This window comes from Nostoc sp. (genome assembly GCF_036917935.1).
Taxonomy (GTDB): Bacteria; Cyanobacteriota; Cyanobacteriia; order Cyanobacteriales; family Nostocaceae; genus Nostoc.
In genome coordinates this window covers 39895-61465 of the sequence record NZ_JBALEL010000028.1, presented here as the reverse complement: position 1 = coordinate 61465, position 21571 = coordinate 39895, and the positions used below count along the sequence as shown (strand labels likewise).

At 43.3% G+C, this 21571-nt stretch carries 9 protein-coding genes and 1 pseudogene; all 10 read right to left on the bottom strand.

Annotation, left to right across the window (positions count from 1 at the left end; translation table 11 throughout):
* Positions 1 to 739: 739 nt before the first annotated feature.
* Positions 740 to 3415, bottom strand: coding sequence for an alkaline phosphatase family protein (locus tag V7K62_RS12095; RefSeq protein WP_334864165.1), 2676 nt, complete (start codon positions 3413 to 3415; stop codon positions 740 to 742).
* Positions 3416 to 3785: 370 nt separating this feature from the next.
* Entirely contained in the window at positions 3786 to 6887 is a 3102-nt protein-coding gene (locus V7K62_RS12090) for an esterase-like activity of phytase family protein (RefSeq protein ID WP_334864419.1), read from the bottom strand.
* Positions 6888 to 7442: 555 nt separating this feature from the next.
* Entirely contained in the window at positions 7443 to 12881 is a 5439-nt protein-coding gene (locus V7K62_RS12085; protein WP_334864164.1) for a phytase, read from the bottom strand.
* Positions 12882 to 13139: 258 nt separating this feature from the next.
* On the bottom strand, positions 13140 to 15005 hold the full coding sequence (locus tag V7K62_RS12080; RefSeq protein ID WP_334864163.1) for a beta strand repeat-containing protein: 1866 nt from the start codon (positions 15003 to 15005) through the stop codon (positions 13140 to 13142).
* Positions 15006 to 15358: 353 nt separating this feature from the next.
* Positions 15359 to 16141 carry a COP23 domain-containing protein gene (locus tag V7K62_RS12075; RefSeq protein ID WP_334864162.1) on the bottom strand — a complete coding sequence of 261 codons (783 nt, stop codon included), beginning with the start codon at positions 16139 to 16141 and terminating at the stop codon, positions 15359 to 15361.
* Positions 16142 to 16421: 280 nt separating this feature from the next.
* A pseudogene (locus V7K62_RS12070) lies at positions 16422 to 16637 on the bottom strand (hypothetical protein); the annotation flags it as partial.
* A 627-nt stretch (positions 16638 to 17264) separates the two neighbouring features.
* Entirely contained in the window at positions 17265 to 17435 is a 171-nt protein-coding gene (gene psb34, locus V7K62_RS12065) for a photosystem II assembly protein Psb34 (protein WP_334864161.1), read from the bottom strand.
* Between the two features lie 313 nt (positions 17436 to 17748).
* A complete protein-coding gene (locus V7K62_RS12060) occupies positions 17749 to 19377 on the bottom strand; it encodes a mucoidy inhibitor MuiA family protein (protein ID WP_334864160.1) in 1629 nt (542 codons plus the stop codon).
* Between the two features lie 188 nt (positions 19378 to 19565).
* Entirely contained in the window at positions 19566 to 20507 is a 942-nt protein-coding gene (locus V7K62_RS12055) for a LysR family transcriptional regulator (protein ID WP_334864159.1), read from the bottom strand.
* 244 nt (positions 20508 to 20751) lie between these two features.
* Entirely contained in the window at positions 20752 to 21540 is a 789-nt protein-coding gene (locus V7K62_RS12050) for a BMC domain-containing protein (protein WP_334864158.1), read from the bottom strand.
* Positions 21541 to 21571 lie beyond the last annotated feature (31 nt).

The window sequence follows — 21571 nt, the reverse complement described above, 5'->3', positions numbered from 1 at the left end:
GCTTATTGATGCAGTTAATGTTAATACTCAAATATACAAAACCAGAATAATTACTGACTGAGAAATATTAAAGGTTGTTCCAAACTTCACATGAAAGATACTTTTGTATGTTAATCATATAGATTTTTGGATAAACCAGTGAACCATCTAAATCAAGTACGATATTGTTCCAAGATAAATGAGTAACGAGGAATTTAGTATATTTGAGATGAGGTTGTTATTTTTCGTATCTAGAGAAACAGATAAAATGAAAAGGGAAAAAGCGCTTTTATCTGTTTACTAATTAGTGTTTTCACGTAGATTGTATAGTTGTATTTTTAACCTTTAAATTATATTAAAAGACAAATTTCGCAACAAGTTATGCCGCAATCTGACAATGTTTGTATGAAAGGGCACTAACTCTAAGATTTAGTTCTCCTATTCTGACTTATTTCCTCAAAATCGTAGTTATTTTCACTACATCTTCATTGAAAATTAAAACTTTAGAGATGTTTGCAATGGGAGTATTAACTGTACGTAAGCTTATTTGGAGATAACAAGAAGAATTAATACCTTGAGGAACAAGGTAGAGGTAAGTAATGGAACCCCTTCGAGGTAGGTTGGACTCCAGCGAAACGACAATAGGGTGGGCATTGTAATGCCCACCCCAGGATAACGAACTATTTGCTGTAGTCTACGTAATTGAAAACCGCTGTTTCAACTGATAGTTATTTCCGCCAAGCTGCACTAGGGGAACAGACTAAGCGACAACACTAGCAGAGAAAACGAAGTCATTTGCAGTCAGGTTAGTTGAGGTAATTTGCAGTAATGAAGCCAACTCTGTATTTCCGGTTTTTACAATAGTGTCAGCACCCTGTTGCAATAGGGTTAGGGCACTAAACTGAGTGACGCCAATTCCGCCCAGCCCGATTTTATCAATACCGATCGCAAAATCAGTTACAATGCTCTTGCTAATTGGCAGACTGGCGTTAGCAAGAAAGAATTGGTCAACACCAGTACCACCAGTCAAGCGATCGCCACCCTGTTGACTAGCAAATAGCACATCATCACCATCGCCACCAAATAGCGAATCATTTACACCGGAGAAGAGTTTGTCATCGCCAGAACCACCATACAGACGGTTATTGCTACCTTCGCTCTTGAGGGTGTCATTGCCTGAGCCACCGAAAGATAATTGACGAGAACCTTCAACTACTGTGAGAGTATCAGCACCCGCGCCTCCAAACAAATTATTACTACCATTAGCTTCGACTACGGTAACTTCATCATTACCATTGCCACTATCAGCACTAGTGTTGTTAGCAGGGCCATTTGCGCCAATCAAGACTTGATCGTTACCGTCTCCTGTGGACACTGAGGAGTCACTACCGACTACCACCGTGTCATCACCTTTCCCAGTTATGATTGTGTTACTTTTATTACCTTCTACAAAATCTGCTCCATCACCTGTAAATAAGGTTTGATTTGGCTTGAGAGTGAGATCATCACTACTGCTAGAACCAAATTGAAGGTCTAGTGTTGTTAGTCCAACAGTGCGACCATCAAACCCTGCGGCTGTAAAGTAATGAGTATTGCCTACACTCTGAGAATCCAGAATTGTTGCTTGACCATTAGTAGTTTTTTCTGAAGTCAAAACTTCTTTAGTAGAGGGAACTACATCCGGGCCTCCCACTAATGCTTCTGTAATGGCACGACCTTTCAAATCGCCATTACTGGGAATGTCTAACCCCAGAATACGAGCAAGTGTAGGCGTAACATCAGCATTACTGATGGGCGCATAGTCCACATAGCCTTGTTTAAAGTCAGGGCCAATAGCCTCCATGTTATTGAAGGTATCACCTCGGCCAAAGCTGCCATGCATCCCCTGCCCTTGCTGCAAAGTTGTATCAGCAATCTCTACCTGCGCTTGAGGGTTGTTTGGGTTATTTGGGTCGCTGCTAAAGGTTTTGAAGTTGATCACAATAGATGGAACTGGTGTTTGAGCATCACCTTTTAGCCCGATCGCACTCAGTGGTAAAGCGCCTGGGATGTTTCCATAAGCATCGTCTACAAAAATACCACTGATGTAGTCTTTTTGCGAAAGCAAATCCACTACCTGTTTAGCTAGGGCAGCATTGCCATTAGGCAGATAAATCAGGTCAGAACCACCATTGGCAGCTACAACTATCTTTGTACCTGAGTCAAGTTTGCCATCAATTACCTCACCTGTACCACCAATTACACCATTGCCAGAAATAGGGCGTTGACCTTGTGTGGCATCAACAGTTGTATATTGGATATGGTTGAGGTCTGGGGGAAGGGTTGTAGGGTTAGGATCGTATAAGGGTAGACCGAGATCGTGAGCCAAATCAATCGCCACAAAGCCTGCTGGTAGAAATCCCGGATTTACGCCAGCATAAGTTTGGGTAGCAGCATAACTTGTAGTTTTTGTGCCTTGGCTATCAATAGCTTGTTTGCTGATGGTAGAAAAACCGTGGTCGGAAGTAACAAAGACATCAGTAGTCTTGTCTAAGCCTGTACTTTTGAGATAGTCAAGAAGTTGCTTTAAATTATCATCAGCATTTTTGACTCCAGCTTTGGAAGTTGCACCATTGATACCTGGTGTCAAGGTGTTTAAACTATCGCCCTGATTGTGTTGACTACCGTCGGGATCTCTTGACCAGTAAACCAATGCGAATGGTTTACCGTCTTCTTGAAACTTGGGTAAAATTACTTTGGTCGTGGCATCTGCAAAGTATTGTTGTTGATTCACATTGGCATTCAGGGTGCCTGGAGTTGTATTGTTACCAGCTGGCTGGACTCGTGTTGTCGGTTTTACATCTAAACCAGCGGCTTGTAAACGATTAACAATATCTGGATCGAGTGGAACAGCAGCAGGTGAACCAGCGGCTGTAGTCGGTGGTGTTGCACCATTTGTACTGTCATCAATAATTATTGTATCGGGAGTAGGAATAGTACCTGTAGTACCACCTTCTCGGTTAACTTGTGTGACATCTTGGATGGCAACAGGCCCTAATTTTCCAACTGCTGCTGTGTTGAAACCCTGCGATCGCGCATAAGCTAAGAGTGACTCTTCATCTAAAAAGTTGTTTCCGGGAAACTTTTCATCGATATCCCCCAGAACTGCATCATTTTCGATGAATGGCGTGACACTACCATTGACATTAGGACTAGGAAAACCCGTGTAGATAGTGTTACTAAAGTCACCTGTATCACCAAGATAATGCCCCGTGGCGATCGCAGAAGCATTCGGGGTGGTAAATGTCGGAAACAGCGAATGACTATTGGCAAAAGTAACTCCCTGCTGACGGATGCTATATAAAGTTGGGGTATCAATGGGGTTTACAGAACCGTTACGCAATCCATCTGCAACAAAAATAATCACATTTCTACCGTTGCCATTTGTATCAGCCATGCCGACTACTCCTTAAGTATTATGAGCTACGAGCGATGCCTACGCCTACGCAGCAATTGTTTGTCTATAGACTGAGCGATTAATTACACTCAACCCAAGCGAAAAATTGTTGGCTAGAAAAACCTGAGTAGTATTTGGCGACAAAATGCTTAGTGTCCACACAAATTAGTGCAAACAATTAAATGAATTGAACTTTGATAACTGTCTCAAAAGATAATTGTTCAATGTTTAAGGAAGGTTATAAACAAGTTAAGACTTTAGACAAAAAGTAGAAGGATCTTGACTAACAAAAATATCCCCGACTTCTTCAATAAGTCGGGGATATGAGCCTAATTTTGAATGTTGAATCTAAGCTGTAATCATCTTTTGGCTAAACGACACTAGCAGAAAAAACGAAATCATTTGCTGTGAGGCTAGTTGATGTAATTCCTAGTAATGAAGCCAACTCTGTAGTTCCAATTTTTACTAAGGTGTCACGACCCTGTTGTAACAGTGTTAAAGCAGTAAACTGAGTAACACCAATCCCACCCAGTCCGATTTTATCAATGCCGATCGCAAAATCAGTCACAATATTCTTGCTAGTTGGCAGATTGGCGTTAGCAATCCAGAATTGATCGGCACCAGTACCACCACTGAGGCGATTACCGCCCTGTTGACCAGCAAATAGCACATCATCGCCATCGCCACCAAACAGGGAATCATTCACACTAGAGAAGAGTTTATCATCGCCAGAACCACCGTTGAGACGGTTATTGCTACCGCTACTGCTAAGGGTATCATTACCTGAGCCACCAAATAATGATTGACGAGAACCTTCAATTACTGAGAGAGTATCATCACCTGCCGCTCCAAGTAAATTATTACTACCACTGGCTTCCACTACGGTAATAAGATCATTACCATTGCCACCATCGGCAGTAGTATTTTGAACCGGGCCGTTTTGACCAATAAATATCTGATCGTTACCCTCTCCGCTGGACACTGAAGAGTCACTGCCGATTAGCACCGTGTCTTCACCGTTTCCAGTCTGGATTGTGTTACCCTTAGTACCCTCTACAAAATCTGCTCCGTCACCTGTAAATAGGGTTTGATTGGGCTGAACGGTAATATCATCGGTGCTAGTGGAGCCAAAATTAATTTCTTCAGCTTGAGGTTGACCTAAGCCAGGAGCAAGGTTAAGGGGCTTCTCCAACTTCAGTTGTAGAATTTCGTTGTTGTCTATGACTGGATTTTGAGGATCATTCCCAGGACGACCTGTAGAGAAGGGATAATTGTTGTCATTAGCTACCAAAATGGTATTTTTGTCAACAACTAGAACATTTTCAATGGTTTGGAATGGGAAGTCGAAGGTGGTCTTACCGTCCCCATTCAAGTCCTTGGGGTCTTGGATATTTAACAAGTCTGCAACTTCTTCTTTAGCTACATAGCCATTAGAATCTGTCTTAGACAAGTCTATTTTGTAAATCCTCTTAAATTTAGCCGCCGCCCCTTGATTGTTATCCCGTTCAATGACTAGGTACTCATTATCATTAATCACTGCTAAATCCCCGATGGAATTTGACGGATTATCCAATCTGTAGTAGCGTAGTTGGTCGCTGTATTTGTGGCTGGCTAAATCAAATTCGTTAATTCGCAAAGCACCGGGAGTATCGCCTTGAACCGTACCTTCTAGGAGGAAATAAAGCTTGGTTTTGCTGGCGTTAATTGCTCCACCTTCAAAACCTTTGGAACTACCCAAGTTAGCAAAAGCATCACCTGAAAGCACATCGGGATTTTGTGGCGATCGCACTACATTATACTGAGGATCATCTCTAAGTTGATCCCGTACTTTATCCGCGATATCTGGGAAATCACTAAATAGCGCGTCTACACCTAATTGATAGAATTGCTGAATTTCTAGCTCTAGCTTGCCTTTATAATCTGCCGCTAAGTATTGATCTTCCGCCCGGAAGGTGTAAGGATGAACCTGCAACCCGGCGTTATGAGCATCTTGAATTAAGGTAGTGGGAGGTAATGTTGTCTTATCAGCATCATTAACTACTCCATCCCCATTCACATCATCAGCTTTGCCATCACCATTAGCATCAGTACCTTTGACACTAACAATCATCCGTTTCCAAGGGCCAATGCCATCAGCATAAGTGGCAACTTCAGCCAAGCCTTCTGGAGTTCGCAAATCGCCATAAGTACGAGTGTCACCACTTACCTTCAGGTCATAAGGCTGACTTTCGATGATCTTGCCGTTAATATCAATGTCACTTGCATCTAGAAGTTGAACTAGGGGAATATCTACCCCTGCCGCCGGCATGATGGTATCATGCAGTTCTTTGAGGTTGCCCACTTCAAAGGACTGGATGAAGATGCGACTAGGGTCAGTGAAGTTATTTGCCTTCAGCGCATCAATTAGTAACTGACTGATGTTTCTGTTTATTTTGTCCGTGGTGCCGACATAAGTGGCTTCATCAGCCAAATAGGTCGGGTGCTTAGTTTCAGGATAGATACCAATCTTTTTACCTGTATCGGCTTCTACTTGCTTAACCAGGTTGATGATTTCCGTGAAGGTAGGAATTTCAAATTGATCGTCAAAGGAATGATCTCGGAAAGGTAGACGTTCTTCTGCGCGTAAAGTCTTGATTTCAGCTAAAGTAAAGTCTTCAGCAAACCAACCTGTAAGTTGGTTTCCATCTAAACTTACTGTTTTCTTGCGATCGGCAAACTCTGGATGCTTGTAAACATCTGTGGTTGTATTGTTAAAATTGACAGTGCCATCAGCGTTCAAAACTGCTAAAGCTGGCTCATGGCGAGCAATTAGCACACCATCTTTTGTAACTACCAAGTCAGGCTCAATAAAGTCAGCGCCTCGCTCAATTGCTTGCTTATAAGACTCTAAGGTATGTTCTGGACGATAGCCACTTGCCCCTCTGTGACCAATAACTTTAGGTGCTTCTCCATTTAAAGTTTTGAATTGGTCGGGTGTAGCAATGGGAGCCTCTAATAACTTACCAGTGGCATCAAAATGCAGCAGGTAAGGGCCAAACTCGTCTCCAACCCAGATTGTCCCGTCTTTATCAAAGACGAATGACTCGACATCAAAGTCTGCACCAGTCAGTAATCTTCCAGTAGTTTCCTCATTCACAATTTCAAAAGGAACTTTGTTGTTAGGGTCAGACAGTTGGATGTAGTCTAAAACTTTAACGCTACCGTCTCCATTCTCTGTTCCTTTAAAATTCGGGTCTAGACGATTGATTCTCAGTAGAAAGTCTGCACTATTATCTTTGCTACCGTAACCATTGTCTGACAGAAAGTACAAAGAGTTGCTGTTAGCAAATTGAACACCGCTAAAGCCTTGTATTGGCTGTCCTGGGAAAGGCCCGGTTCTGCCATTCGCTGAAACGTCTGCACCAGAAGCTGGCCCATCACTAAAGGTATCAGCAGGTAACGAGGCAAAACCGACTAACTCAACTTTTGGCACTATTGAAGCAAACATCGTTTGGTAGATGGACGCAGCAGGAGCCATTTGCCAGCCCATACCATCCCCAATCATAATCATGACGTTCTTAGCCATAAAAGAGAATCTCCCTGTGTTTAATTGTTGAGATGGTCTTCGCTCCAGTGGAATCAAAAAAGTAATATGGTGAGGAAAAACTGATAGTTTTAGGCTTCAAAGATGTAATTGACTTGTCAGATTGTTGAGTCGGAACTATTAAATATTAACCACCACTAAAATTGACATCTCACCAGAGCATTTTTGATACAAAAATAACGATGAAAATTGCATATTAATTAACATACATAGCCAAAGTTGTGAAAAAATTGTGGACTGGTTAAGAAATCTTGTATTGCCATCTTTTAGTTAATGTGTTATGTACAAAAGTATGCATATTTTTGATAATCTAAAAAAGTTTTTTCGCATCAGAAAAGAATTTTTTTCTAACCCTTATCTTTAGACGCTTTCGCAAGAATTAAGTACAGCTTCATTAACTTTGACTGTGTAATGAAGCTGTAAAAATCACGTTATACAAACAGGCTAAACCACACTAGCAGAGAAAAGGAAATCATTGGCTGTGAGGTTAGTTGATGTAATTCCAACTAATAAAGCCAATTCTGTATTTCCAGTTTTGACTAAGGTGTCACTACCCTGTTGCAATAGGGTTAAAGCAGTAAATTGAGTCACGCCAATACCACCCAGCCCGATTTTATCAATGCCGATCGCAAAATCAGTCACAATGTTCTTGCTAGTTGGCAGACTGCCGTTAGCAAGAAAGAATTGGTCAGCACCAGTACCACCACTGAGGCGTTGGCACAGCCCCCCGTAGGGATCGCCACCTCTTTGACTAGCAAATAGCACATCATCACCATCGCCACCAAACAGGGAGTCATTGACATTAGAGAAGAGTTTGTCATCTCCAGAACCACCGTAGAGACGGTTATTGCTGCCGCCATTTCTGAGGTTGTCGTTACCTGAGCCACCAAATAATGATTGACGAGAACCTTCAACTACAGAGAGAGTATCATCACCTGCCGCTCCAAACAAATTATTACTACCACTGGCTTCCACCACGGTAATAACATCATCACCATTGCCACCATCGGCACTGGTATTTTCAGCCGCGCCATTTTGACCAATTACAACTTGATCGTCACCGTTTCCCCCGGATACTGAAGAGTTACTGCCTAGAAGCACAGTGTCATCACCGTTCCCAGCCTCGATTGTGTTGCCTTCAGTACCCTCTACAAAATCTGCCCCGTCACCTGCGAAGAATGTTTGTCCTGGCTGAACTGTAACATTATCGCTGTTGCTAGAACCAAAGCGATCGCGGAAAGTAGGCTGTACAGTTGTCAGGTTATTGGGTAGTTCGAGAATACCGAGTTTTTCAGCACCCGTATTACCCGTAATGTTGAAGTCGTTGTCGTTAATCAAGGCTAGAGTGTTGGGTGCTACTAGTGCCAAACCTTCTAATTTTTCCACTCCGGTGTAGCCCAACTGAGCAGCATTAGCAATTAGGCTTTTGGTGACAGGGGTAATATTGGCAGCAGCTAACTCCGCAGAGGTAAGTTGTTCAATAGTCTTACCAACAGGCAAGGTAAAGTTAGCAGGGTTATTGATGTTGGTCGCCCCAGCTAAATCAATTTGGTAAATTAGTTTATTGCCAGCAGACGTACCATTGTCATCTCGCTCAACTACTGCAAATTTGCCGTTACCCAAAGAGACTGCATCGCCAAGCTTATCGGTTCCTGGTAGACCTTCTAGGCGATATAAATACTCTCCTGTTACCTGCTTGGTGACAATATCAAACTCCAGAATTCGGAGGTTGACAGAAGCTTTGGATGTCGCATCATTGGCGACATCTGGATTATCGATCGCACTCTGAATAAAGGCATATAATTTATTACCTTGGAGTGCTACAGCTTCAAATCCTCGGTTATTGCGGCGTTGGGCATAAACTGCTGGCAAGACCTCAGTCCCAAAAGTTCCCGCTGGTTGATCTGGGTTGGGTGCTGTGGCAGTTCCTTGAGGGATAAAGCGCTCAATCAGCTTTCCATTAGTATCAACGTGGTAAATGGAAGGACGATACTCATCTACCAGCCAGTAATCACCATTTTCCGCAACTACAATTCCTTCTAAGTCAGCACCCAAAGGATCGTTAGCTAGAACCTTGTTGTCTAAGTCAACGGCAATTTCATCTGTGTAGGCTAAACCGTTTGCTACACCTTGCAAGTTAGGCAGTCCTGTTAATGCCGTCGTTCCATCTTGGCAAAATAGTCCGGTTCTGTTGGTAATGCTGATTTCACCGGTGGTGCGGTTGAGTTCAAAGCTAACTATTTCTGGCTGGAAATCGGGTAATAAAAATGGTCTTTTGACACCATCAGGTTCTCCATTGGGGCCACGGTCTGTGTTGGTGACAAATTTCAGGTTGCCATTGGCTGCAAACCCTTGGAAATACAACCCAGAAAAACCACCCAAGAAAATATCTTGATTTTCAGAGGTTGTACCTAGTTTGGGTAGGTTTTCAAATTCATAGATAGTCAGCTTGGGTTGGGCGACTGGATTACGAGGCTCGTAACTAGTGGTGTCGATATTTAGAGAATTGGGGAAGGAATTGGCTATATTTTCCCAAGGCACCAGCTTAAAGTTAGAACTAACATTTTCGCCATCGATGGTCTTGGCAGGTTCATTAGAGCCGTCTTGGGTGACAAATAAACCAAATGGGAAGTTAGGCCCCAGTGGCACGTTAATGACATCAGCACCATCTGACTCTTGCACGCTGTCAATTGACCCATTGTTACCAATGGCAAAGTTACCCACGTATTCGTTGTTACCTTCACGTGTGTAGGCAACAAAGGTGCTATCGCCTTGGCTGGATGCTAGCAGGTAGCCTGTGCCGTTTTTGCCGTAGTAGATGGTCAACCCTTCGGCGTCGTCGGTGAGGTGAGAACCACCCTCAAAACGAACGCGATCGATCAGCTTGCCTGTTGTGCCTCCGTCCGGTTCTGCGTCGAATTTCCAGATACCTACATCTTCTTGGGCGATGTAGAGAAAGCCGGTTTCTTGGTCAACTACCATACCCTCTGTTTGGGAAGAACGCCCTGCTGTGGTGGGCGAGGGGATGGTGAACTCCCGCACTAGTTCAGATCCAATTTTGCCATTACCTTTGTCAATCAATTTGAACTGAGCTATATCTCCAGTTTGGCGGCGACTGGTAAAGACATAGTAATCATTAGTTACGGGACTACGGTATAAGGTAAGTCCGTAAGAACTGCGAGTTGATGCGGAATAGGGAGGTTCAAAAGGTGATGCTTGGAAGATTGTACCAATATTGCTATCAGTGATATCTTCCAAGTATTGTCCGGTGGGGTTGGGGTTAATTTTGAAGATTGCTAGTTGATCATTTTGGCGATCGCTAGCTACGGCAATATCAACAGATTGATCGCCTAATTTAAAACCGTATTGTAGGTCAATGTTGTTGTAGCGAATATTACCAGGATTAACTGTTTGCAACAAATTACCAGACAAGTCATAAACCCGCAGTCCGGCATTTTTGACTGAGGTTAGTACTAAACTATCGGCAGAATTTGTGCCATTAACATAGATGGCAGGGTCATCAGCATCAGCATTTTGATCTACAGCAGGTAGTGCTGGATCTTCATCGTCAAATAATTCGGGGCGGGTTTCTACTGTGGGTGCAGCAGTGGGAACTAAGTCTGCATCTAAGGTGAGGATTTGGGTAAATTGGCTTTGGTTGAAGTTGTTATCACTTACCAGCACAATCGACTGGCTACCATCTGCTAGTTTGGGGCCAAAGGTGATACCCTCGATGTTATCTGTACCGTTAGGCAAGTTTAAGTCATTTAAATTCAACAGCAGACGTTTTTGAGCAGGTTTGATCGCAGCTAGTTGTTCAGCACTCAAATTATTGAGGGAATTGTAGAAGCTAATGTCAGTTGCACCTTGCAAAGAAACTTCGTAGATTTTGATAGTGTTGCCTACACCTTGGGCAAAGGAGCGTTCCAAGGCCAGTAATGTGCCACGATTATCTATTGCTAATAAATCTGTCAAACCATTGTCAGCAGAGCCTGTGGTAGGATTGGGTGCTTGGGCGATTGCATCAGTAATATAGAGGTATTCCTTTTCTGGTTGTCCAGTAACCAGATTGTATTGCAGAATTCGAGAAGGGCTACCACTGGTGAGTGAAGCCTTTAATCCATCTTGGGACAGTGCGTTTTCGGTGGCGGTGAATAAGGTTTTCTGGTCGGGTGTGATCGTGAGGCTTTCAAAGGCTAAATTATTGTACACGCCTGATGTCTGCGTGTCACCTGCATCTACAACGCCGTTGTTATTGGTATCTTCAACTACTGGCAAAAACTTGCTGGGGACAAGTAGCGATCGCACTTCTTGCCCTGTAGTTAGCGAAAACTCTTTAATAAAGGGATCAGTAACGCGACCAGCAGTAGGATTAACTTCGCCTTCTGAAGAGATGAAGACCGTCCCATTGTTGGTTAAAGCAATACCTTCTGTGTCCAGGCTGTTGGTTGCAAAAAAGTTGCCGTTGGTATTTTTTAGGGGAGTAACATTAGTAAAAGTCACTCCAGAATCAGCAGTAAAGGTATAAAAACGGGCGGGTGCAACTTGGGAGCGATCGTCTGAGATCGCGTAGTAGCGGTTATTCGCAGCATCATAAGTGACACCAGAAAGTCCACCCACTGGAGTTTTTACGCCATTTACCGTTCCCGCTGCACCAGCAGGAATAAAGCCAGTAACGAAGGTAGTTTGTCTCAAAAATCCTACATTAGGAATGGTTTTACCTGCTTCAGTTGGCCCAGCTTGCACATCTGCGAACACCAAGCGATGGTCAGAACTGGGGAAGGGAAAAGTACCTACTGGGGAAAATGTTGGATCGCTATTCAGTGGCCAAAATACTCCTGAATTGGCAATTGTCAGGTCAGCAGAGGGTAGCACATAGTCAGTCCGCAGGTTTCCGGGAGTTGTATCAGCAAAGTCTGCGGTGTCAAAGCTAGGATTACCATTTTGACTAGCGTTTGCACCAGCTTGTAAGTCTGCTTGTTGGGGGCCACCCAGACTGCTAGGAATGACATTAGTATTGATATTGGGATTTTGCAACAGTTGGCGAATAGCGTTGTCAAAACTATCACCATCTAACGGATCTGCATTTTGATCGCCCACAATCACAAAGCTTGAACTAGCAGCAATACCACCCGTTTTCCCCTGATCATCGTAAATGTAATCACCTTTACTAGGGGTAATATAGTCTGCCCAAAAGCGGATCTCGTCATGATTGCGCTTACCGTTGCGGTCTTCCGCACCATCAAAGGTTGGGGGTGTAGGGTGGCTGGCGAGGATGTGAATTGTCTCGCCGTTTACCTGGATGGGTACATCCCAGTGACTTTTGGAAGAAAGGCGGAGAACTGCCAGTTCTTCGTCAGAATACCAATCATTTGGCTGTGGTGTTGTCGGATCATCGGGAAGCAAGGCGTTGGGCATATCCTTCCAAAGGAAGTTTTGGAAGGTGCGGACGTTGGCAGTGTCGATGGGATATTTGGACAGCAGTAATATCCCGTATTGACCAGGAAAATTCCCGAATCCCAAGGCATCATCGCCGTAACCTGCCGTACCTGGGGTTGTAACCGCTGTACCGTCGTTGTTTAAGTCAAACTCAGAGGCAATACCCGTATTGGAAGGAGCGATGTAGAAGTAAGGGTAATCAACGGGGGTTGCACCATTCTGGCTAACGGCTAAGTAATTTTGCCGGAATAGTTGAACAGCGTCCGGGGAGTAGTCAAACTCGTTAATTAGCAAGACATCCGGGTTATTACGCTGGATAATCTCAGCAACCGCCTTTGCCTGAGCATTGTCAGGGGTAGATAAGTCACTGACTAACTGACCTTCAGCATTACGATTCAAGGAAGCGTTGAACTGGGAAAAGCGAATTGTATTAGTAGTTACCATGTTTAATTCTGAGATAAATTCCAGACATGAGACTGCTTTGAAAATTGGGAGTGGGGAATAGGGAACCGCAGAGGCGCAGAGTACGCAGAGAAATCGGAGTTTGAGAAGATTTTAGGTAAGTCTTATTAAATCTGCGTTAAACAAAGACGAAACGAGTATCTGTTGCCAAATTGGTATTGCGGTTTAACCCGTTTTCTACAACAGCAATCAATTCCGCTCCATTGTTGGTGAAAATGCCTACAGCCGATCTAACTGACCCTAGTGAGTAATTGTTAGCAACTCCCTTAAGCTGAATCTGATCGTTTGCTTGGAAGTTGAGAACATCGGCGTAGTCACTGTTGCGGGAAGTCCCATAGAAAACTGAAGTGGCATCACCCAAGACGTAAACATCTGCACCCTGTTCGCCGTTGAGAAGGTCGATTTCGTTTGTACCACCTCCCCAACCAATGAGGCGGTCATTACCATGATATCTGTGGCAAAAATGCGATCGCGGTTAGGGCGATTCTTTCCATCATCGCTATTGCTTTGTGAGCCTAACCAGAAAATGCGATTGCCTACCTTGGTAGAAGCTTCGAGATCGACTTCTCGTAACACGCCAGAACCGTCAGTCTGTGTCAGTCCTAGAGAACTTGTGAAGTCAAAGCCAGTTACAGGGAGTCCCGATTTGCTGTCATCATAGAGGCGCAAAACTTGATTTTCGTCATCCGCTTCTAAGAAAAATGTCCCACCCACGGGGATAGCTGTAGAAGCATCACTCGTACCCGTTAAAAATTGAGTTGTGGCAGTACCGTCATTCGCCGATGCTGCATAAGCGATCGCATAATTTGCTGTACTAGTACCATCACTGACGGTAACAGTAATATTGGCATTACCAACACCTACAGGATTAATTTTCAGATTGCGGCTGACTCCAGTGCCAGTTAGGGTTAGATTGCCGTTAGGAACCACTGCGGCATTACTGCTAGTGACTGTAACGGTCAAATTTTCTACAGGGGTATCAGAGTCAGCGATCGCAAAGTTTACGCCCAGTGTCTTGGCCGGATCATTAACATTGCCGATCACGCCGCTAATTGCCCCAGTCCCTGTAGTGGACAAAGCACCGTTAGCGTCTAACAAGTCTGTGGTGCTGGCTGTGTCTAGTTGAATAGTTGGCGCTTGTCCCACCACTAGATCGTTATCAGTAATGGTGATGTTTTGGGTAGTAGTGCTGCCTAATATAATACCAGTGGTCGGGTTACTGATGGTTAAAGTAGCGGTTTCTGTACCTTCAACCAGAGGATCATCGACAACAGTGAAGGTGATAGAACCTGCGGTTTGTCCGTCAAGAATTGCGATCGCAGTGTTGCTGAGGTGGTAATCTCCGGCTGTGATGTTAGTTCCAGTTACACCTAAGTTAACTGTTTGATTACCAGAAACAACACTAGAAGCAGTAGCGGTGACAGTAATTTGGGTTGTCCCGGCTTCAGTTGCTGAGTTAGTGTTGACGGATAAGTTGACTGTGGGATTTCCACTGGCGATCGCAAAGTTTGTGGTATTCGGAACTGTCGTAGTATAGTCACCATTAACCGTATCGACTGTCCAATTGTTGATGTTATTAACAGGCAGTTTGTAGTTGGCAAAACTAGACTCTCCACTGCGTGCGCCATTATATACACCGTAATCAGCGCTACTATTGAGCAAAATTGAATTAGTCCCAATGGTTAAACCCGCAGCAGTTAAATCAGTTGTTCCTTGCGTATTAGTATCATTTGATATACCTGACAAGAATATAGTAGGACTATTGGCACTAGTGCCGAGATAAGCATAAATAGTCTCACCAGTTGCACTAAGACCATAGTTAGCACTACCAGAAACGCTAACCCGACTTAATGTACCGGTTGACGCCGCTAGATTAGGAACGTCAATTGCGCTGAAGCGAATTACAGTACCAGCAGTAATTGTACTAGCTCCTGAGTTCCACTGAAAATAAGACTCCCCAGTGTTAAAAGCTGTAAGGCTAGTAGCTTCGTTATCGGTGAAGTAAATGATCGTATTTGGGTCGATGTCTACAAACGTGACAATAGACCAGCCATCTTCATCGGCATTGAAAGAGATAAAAGCAATATCGCCTTGTGTCAAAGCCATTAATACGTCTCCTTCAATTTATTTTGTTTGAGAACCGCCTGAAAATCGGCTTTTCAGGAATAATTTCCCACCCTAATCAAGTCACATTGACAATCGCAATATCACATATCAAAAAAGCGATTATTATGTAGTAAAAAAAGACAAGTATTTTACTAGTATTAATCTATATTCAGCAACCTCAAGTTATCTCAGAAACGTTAAGAAACAGCTAGCAAAAGGTTAAAAAAACAAATATTTGGCATGGAGTTGGGCATCTCATCCGCCCATAAAAAAGGCGGACAAGATGCCCGCCCCACAAAAGTAGTTGGATATTTTTTATTTGAAAGTCATTTTGTATTAAAAGCCACTATTGCTTACCGGAAATTACGAGGATTTAAGCGAACAGAGTTAGGCTGAGATTGACGACGAATTGCTACTCCACTCCGCAAATTGTTTCCGGTGCCGCCATCTTTCGCATCAAGGAAAGGTTTCAAATTAATCCCACTTCTAGATGAACTAACCCGATTATTGCCACTGCCTAGAAGTGTGCGTCCTAAATTATATAATTCGTTGCCTCCACTACTGCGATCGCCATAAGTGTTAACGGCTATAGTTTGTTGTCCGCTGTCGGCAGTAGTCAAGTTCTGAAAAATGCTATTGCGGATAACAACAGGATCTTTCCCACGCGGTACTGTCAGCACAATTCTACAGGTCGAGTTCGCTTCAGTTGTGACGCAGACAGTATTTTCGTTATTTTCTACGGATGTCTGAAGTTCTTGTAAACCATCTGGGCGATAAAGTTCTAAACGACTGGCAATTGCTGCACAACGCCTTTGTGCGTCCCAACCACCACCCAAAGCCGCAGGTGCCGCCCAAGGAAAGAATTGCCCTGGTTGACTTTGTGGCTGATACATAACAGTGTACTGTCCATTGTAAGTCTGACAGGTAAACCGAGTTGTACCGTCAGATGTGGGTGAAGTTGGGATACCTGTCGATGTGTCTATTGGGACTGGTGCTGATGTGCCGTCTGATGGTAATGTTGGTACTACTACACCATCGCTAGTAGAATCATATTGCGCCATTGCTGCCGAATTGCCCAGACACAAAGATAAACCAAGAATACCCAAAGACATAAATCGCAGCATTTGTGATGACATAAATCATCCTCCAGGAGAAATAAGTAGGGAACTGATAGTTTAAGTGACGAATAATTCTAGTTTTTGATTCATCAAAAATGCAATTTTTTTTCCTATCTTGCTTTTTTCTCTGCGAGGAGCTTTTTCAGGCGTGCTTGAATTTCTGTATAAGGCTCCACTTCTTAGTAGGCGTAACGATTGTAGCTATTACGGGTAATCAGGTTTTCTAAATCACTCACTCGCTTACCACCGCTTGGGTGCGAGGAGTTCGTTTCATGCTGGGGCCACCTATGCATATATGCTAAGGCAAATTATTTGGATCGATACCTTGAGATTGTAAATAGGCAATTAGCCGTTCTTTTTGCTGGCGTTCCTGTTCAATTTGTTCCACTGCCCAAAATAACAAATTACCTCCCTCATCCCACCAGCGTAACCAGTAACCAGTTCTGGCTTCTTTTGTTCCTTGCCAAGTTCCCAGAAATAAACTCATTGAATCAATCCAATGACGTTCATCCTCTAGGTGAAAATCTGCGGGCAATGCCTCCCAAGAGATTACCCAATACGGTTCGGTTAAGGTGCATAGTCCTTAAAGATCCCCCTTAGTCCCCCTTAAAAAGGGGGAAATAGAGCTATTCTTAGCCCCCCCTTTTTAAGGGGGGTTGGGGGGATCAAGTCTTATCCGAACCGTATTGAGAGATTACCTGTTCTGTTGAAGATTTAGCTTCACCGAGTTGGGTTGCCATAAACAACCCCTTTTATTGATTTGTCTTTATTTTATGGCTGACCAGTGGTTTGTTGCTGACGGGGCGACAAAAAAGGCTAGGATGCAGATGAAATAAGTTCCATAGCCCTAAGATCGCGCTGATAATACTTACGCTTATTGCGACTCAATTAATTATGGTTGTGAATTCTGTTAGAGATTTGTGCTGAGATATTGGTCATCAATGTTGGGTTTCGTTCCTCAACCCAACCTACAACCTAGAAGCGATCGCACTCGCTATCAGTGACGCACTTGATTAACAATACAATATATCACTCGCCGTTTGGGATACATAAAACACAAAAAACCCCGGCGAAACTAGCCGAGGTAAGAGAGAGAAGTATGAATGACGATGAGATACAGCGATACTGAAATCTAAAAATCTTAGCTAACGCTAAAACCAACCAAAACTAAAGCAGTGACGATTAAAGTTGCAAAAAGACCCTGTAAAACGTATTTACGTTGTTCCCAAATTGCCGGGTACTCAGCGTAGTACATCTGAGGCTCTGCTGCGTAGTTGTTGAGAATGCCGTGTTCGTTAGTGGTGGTGTACATAGGTTTTTTCCTTTTTTGTTTATTTATGTAACCAAATATAACAGTATTGTTACAATTCGTCAACAGGACTTGACAAAAAAAGACTGATAGTAGTTATAAAACTGACTTATCAGCGATCGCAGATTCTTTTTGAACTGTGGCTGAATATTTGGGGAGAGTTCACGCTAATTGCATACGTTGAACGAAAAAATCAAGAAGCGTTATGGCTGACTTGCTATCTTGATCTACCAGGACGCCCACCAGAGTAGTTTTTTGAGATAGAACGAAGCAACACACTCTACTAAATATTGGAGAATTTATTTTTGAGGATTCCCTAAATATCTAATCCAACTACCATTAAATCAGGGGGATGTTCAACATTAAACTGGTAATATATCTCTCGTCGCTCTTGGGCTGGAAGAGTTAACAGCCATTCTAAAATCCCCATTTCACCAAGTTGAATTTGTGGGTTGCTGCGACTGAGACGTACTTTAATTTGCTCGTTGCGGCTAACTGGCAATTGTTCAGTTAGTTTCAGATTTACTTCTTTGTCGAGTAAGTTAGTAATTATCAACCGATAACTATAAGTAATCCGGCGCTGGTTGCTAATTAATTTTTTATCTACCTGACGCTCAACTAAGTCGCGCTCAATTTTTAAACCTTCGTCAATTCCTAAGTTCAGTTTGAATTCTTGCCCTGGTGCAATATTTTCTAACTGAGTTGTCCCTATAAAAACATTGTCGCGGAAAATATTCGCTTTACCTGGTAACAAAGTCGCACCGTTGGGATTATTTTTCACATTTGCTTGTAGATAAGCAAAGCTTACCAAGCGCGGCATTGCTACATAATCGAAGCTACAAGGATAATCATCATTGAAAATCGTAGTTTTATGGGGTGCGCCATCACTAGGAATGTTACCACCACTATTCAGTTTAAAGGTAACTACACTCCCTTCTTTAGATACTTCTGCTGTAACGGTTTCTGCTGCGATTAGACTATCCTCTGCAACTTCGTCTTGTTCTTGCCAATCTGCTCTGGCAGCAGAAGCAGGTGGTTCTGGTATGCTAGGCAGTAGTGGTGGCTGGACACCAAATCGTTGTCGCACTCTTCGGGGAAGTGGAGTATCAATATACCAGGGTTCAAGTTTGGGTGGAAGTGTACCTAATCCCGGTTTAGCGGTAGAAAGGGTGAGATTTGCACCAATCCAATCTTCGCCAGTGCTTTGGGTGATTTCTGCAAGGTAGCTCAGATGTACAATATCGCTGGTAGTACTAAAGCGCAAGTCATAAAGCGGATTCCAACTAGCGCGATTTACTATGTAGGACACCTCTAATTCAAATTTTCCTTCACCCGCGACTTCAACGGCGACAACTAAGCTAAAACTCTCTTTGGGATGTGGTGTTTGGATTATTTGCAATGAGGTGTGGAGTGCTTGCAGTTGTTTGTCTAATTCCTGCTGTTGAGTTTTGCACTCTCCAGATGCGATCGCATATTCACTATACTGGCTTCCAAGAAAGTTGAGGAAATCCAAAGTTTCGCTGAGGCTAAGATTTTTCCGAGACAAACTCTGTGAAAAGGGTTCTTCTGTTTTTTCACGTAAGCCGGCGATAAAACTAGATTGCAATGCTAAAGCATCCACTTGGGCTTGCAGATGGCGTTTTTCTGCTTCTAATTGCTGAATTTGCCTGGTCAAATGTGCTACTCGCTCCGCTACAGGTTCAGTAGTGTAGATGCGATCGCTACTAACTCCCACCAAGCGCACCCCTACCGTACCTGTACCGCTAACCCTTACAGACTCAGTTTCTAGAGTCATTGGCACTGGAGTAATTACTAATTCCTGTTCAATTCCTGTTAAATCAACTACACCCCGCCGTGTAACCAATGCTCTGTCAGCATACACGGTAACAGCTACAATCTCGCTTTGTACTGTTTTGCGCCAAGACGGTATTTCCGGGTTAACCACTACCAGTTTTCCCCCATTTTTAATGATTCTGCTGGTTAATTGTCAATGTTTCCCGGTCTAACCGTCAACCCCTTTAGGGAATTCTTAATTAGGAATTACGTTAGCGTCGCGGTAGCGAGTCCGCGTACCCTTTCAGGGAAGCAAGCTACGCTTTTAGCGTCTCCTAGAGAGCGTCATTACGAATTATCTTACCCGTGAATTGGTTCAAGCGTACTAGAAACAGGATCAGCATTTTGCTCGACAAAATTCTTTGCCGCAGCTAGTAGATACTCATAATAGGCACGAGCAACGATAGATAGCTGCTTGCCAGAGGGGTAAACCATGTACCAATTTCGCTGAATGGGAAAGTGTTGTACATCTAAAATGCTAAACTCTGAGGTGTCTGATAGTAAGGTATGACGGGATAAAACAGAAATTCCTAAACCACCTGCGATCGCTTGTTTAATTGCTTCGTTACTTCCCAATTCTAGCTTGACTTTTACCGTTACCCCTTGTTCTTCAAATAGCTTTTGGACGGCACGACGAGTTCCTGAACCAGGTTCCCGCATAATAAAAGGTTCGTTAGACAGGCGTTGTATCGGAATATTTTTTTCTTTGGATAACGGATGATTAGCCGGTGCAAAGACTATCAAAGGGTTTTCTAGAAATGGTTCACAAGTCACATCTATATTGTCTGGAATTTGACTCATAATATATAAGTCATCCAGATTCTGACTCATCCGTTCTAAAATTTGTTCGTGATTTGTTACTTGCAGCGAGATATCAATCCCTGGATAAAGTTCGCAAAATGGCCCTAACAAACGTGGAATAAAATATTTTGCTGTTGTAATCACTGCCAAGCGTAATTGCCCCTGTTTTAGCCCTTTTAAATCTGCCACCTTCATTTCATACTGGGCTATATTGTGAAAAATCTGCCGACAAGTGGCAAATAATTCCCGTCCTGCCTCTGTCAGATACAACCGCTTCCCCACTTGCTCAAATAATGGCAACCCTACCGATTTTGTTAGTTGCTTGATCTGCATAGAAACGGTAGGTTGGGTGAGAAACAATTCCTCAGCAGCACGAGTAAAGCTACTGTGCCGTGCCGCCGCCTCGAACACCTTTAACTGGTGCAGCGTCGCTTGGTTCAAGGGTGATTCTCCTGTATATAGCGATTAATAGATATAAAACTAGTATTGCTGAACAGTGGCAAATGATATAGCGATGCTCACAGAAAGTTACGAGTTTTATCATAGATAAAACTCTATTACTTATATTAAAATAAAGGTATTTTATTTATGGATTCAAGAAGGTATTATCAGAACAGCTAAAGCGTAAGATGCCTTCCATCACACGATGAATGCTGAATGATGATTTTCCAAAATTCATCTATCATCATTCATCATTCCATAATTCTTCTTGAACTTTTGTCGGTAGCTTGGTTAAGTCTGGTAATCTTAGTACCTCGATTTGGGCAACTTGTTCTTTAATATTCACTGGCAAGTTTAATGGTTCGCGTTCTTCTATCCAGCAGCTAGCTAATGGCAAGGTTAACTCCATTTCGTCTAACGGTCGGGGAATTACCATCACTGCATTCAATTCCCCAATGCGTTCTGCCTCAAACATTCCCGCTTCCACTGCTACCGCCACATTTGCTACGGAACCACGAATAATAGCTGTACATAAACCCGCACCAATTTTTTCATAAGCTGCCAAATGAACATCAGCAGCTTTGAGCATGGCATCACACGCTCCTACCATCGCGGGAAATCCTCGCGTTTCTACCAAACCAATTGCTTGATTACTCAGACGGCTGTAATTGCCCTCTTCCATCAATTTAGTAAAACGAGTTGTGATCGGAAGCACTATATCTAGGTTGGGATAAGGTCGGGGAATCACCAAACTAGAAACCAACTGACCAAACTGTTCAGCCGTTTGCACACCCGATTCTACCGCTAGACGCACATCAGCAATTCCACCCCGGACGATCGCAGTACAATGACCACTACCAGTTTTTTCATACCCAACGAGGTGAACTCCCGCCGATTTCAGCATCATATCCGCCGTACCAACGATCGCGGGAAAGCTGCGGGTAGAAACTAAACCCAAAGCAGTATCCTGAAAGGTTTCTTGATTACTCGCTCCCTGGATGGTACGAATAGACCGTTGATTATATGTTTCCATGATGAATTCTCCAAAATAAGGAAAAAGCCGA